This window comes from Bacillus sp. P4_D3 (assembly GCF_056401855.1).
On sequence record NZ_JBFUIN010000622.1, the window covers coordinates 1 to 1,838 of the forward strand.

Sequence of the window (1,838 nt, forward strand, 5' to 3'; positions counted from 1 at the left end):
GAAGAACAAAACAAAGTAAGATTAATTTCAGGAATTAGCTTATTAATATTGGTTTTGACTAATTCTTTTATAAAAAGTGATTTTTGGGTTATTTGTATAGATGTAATTTTAATTTTGGTTAACTTAGTTTTATTTATTATTTCTAGAGATATAACAAAAACTAAGTTACTTAGAAAAATGAATAAGTTAGATGAAATAAAATAATTTTTTGTTATTTTTAAGGATAAAAGATGATAAATGTGAAATCATCTTTTATTTTTTTTGATGAAAATTGAAAGTAAACTTCTATGTAAAAGTTTACTTTCAGTTTTTAGGTTTAAGGAAAGGGGAACTAGAAGGGGATAGCCCCCTTTGCTAGACCTCCTCACTCCAGCCATTACCTTATACCCAAAAACAGGGTAAAAACCTTTGTTTTTAGTGAATCTATATTACATTTTCAATGAAAATAAACAAAGTCTATTTCTTATAAAAATTTTGTTTTATTAAGGAAATAAAATATACTAAACTATAAATCAATTTATAGAATGAGGTATAAAAAATTGAATAAACGACATATTTTTATAGGTGCTGCAATGAGCAGTATTTTACTATTATCTGCATGTGGTAATTCAGATAATCTTGCTACATCAAAATCAGGAAATTTGACCCAAGAAGAATTTAATAAAGAGTTGAAAGAGACAGCAGGAAAAGTTGTTCTACAACAAGCAATGTTAGACAAGATTTTATTAGATAAATATAAAGTTTCAGATGATGAGGTAAAGAAAAAAGTTGAAGAATTAAAAAAACAAATGGGTGATAATTTTAAAGCCTATTTAACACAAACTGGTGCTAAAGATGAAGATGATCTTAAAAAGATAATTAAAAGGCAAATGGCGTTTGAAAAAGCTGTTAAAGCTTCAGTTACGGAAAAAGAGATAAAAAATCTTTATAAGCCAAAATTAAAAGCAAGTCATATTTTAGTAAAAGATGAAAAAACGGCGAAAGAAATAAAAGAAAAATTAAATAATGGAGAAGATTTTGCAGCATTAGCAAAACAATATTCGGAGGATCCTGGTTCAAAAGAAAAAGGTGGAGAATTACCTGAATTTGGTCCAGGTCAAATGGATCCTAAATTTGAAGAAGCCGCTTATAAATTAGAAGCTGGACAAGTAAGTGATCCAATAAAATCTTCTTATGGTTACCATGTTATTAAATTAACAGAGAAAAAAGAGTTAAAACCTTTTGATCAGGAAAAAGATAATATTCGTAAGGAATTGGAACAGAAACGTTTAAAAGACCAACAATGGCAACAACAATTTTTCAAAGATTTATTTAAGGAAGCAGATATAAAAATAACAGATAAAGATTTAAAAGATACTTTTAAAGAATTTGAAAAATAAGGATATGTACAAAAAAAAGAACCTAATAGGTTCTTTTTTTTGTACATATCCTTAAACTAATGAAATAAAATCTACTTAATTACTTTAAAAATAAGTAGGATTGCTTATTTCTTTTTGAGTATAACATGTTATATCTGGATTATGTGTTTGTATAAAAACTAGCTATGTCATTGTCATATTTATGTTGAATAAGGGGTCCTTTATTGTTTTGGCGTTATCTTTGATGTAATAGTTCTTTATATGTTTAGTCCATTATTGCCCCTTTAGGTACGTTGGTTCTGGTGCAAAGATAAAGTAGACGAGAATATAGCGTATATATTTCTAGCGGAATTGTATTTTATGCTGTTAGCCCAAACAATTGATGGATGAACTCTTTCTGATTTTGGACAGACTGATCCCGTAAATCAATCTGTTCTTTTTTAATCATATGCATGGCTTCCACACCACTCAATATAGAAG

2 protein-coding genes and 1 pseudogene are annotated in these 1,838 nt (G+C 27.5%); 2 read left to right on the forward strand and 1 reads right to left on the reverse strand.

All coding sequences use genetic code 11. The features are described 5' to 3' along the window. The coding region (locus AC1DTM_RS24865; RefSeq protein WP_477001133.1) for a hypothetical protein at positions 1-204 on the forward strand (204 nt) is incomplete at its 5' end. A gap of 335 nt (positions 205-539) precedes the next feature. Next, positions 540-1,379 carry a peptidylprolyl isomerase gene (locus tag AC1DTM_RS24870; protein WP_002114482.1) on the forward strand — a complete coding sequence of 280 codons (840 nt, stop codon included), beginning with the start codon at positions 540-542 and terminating at the stop codon, positions 1,377-1,379. 337 nt (positions 1,380-1,716) lie between these two features. On the opposite strand, the pseudogene AC1DTM_RS24875 reads toward AC1DTM_RS24870, so the two are convergent. Beyond that, positions 1,717-1,838, reverse strand: a pseudogene (locus tag AC1DTM_RS24875) (IS6 family transposase); the annotation flags it as partial.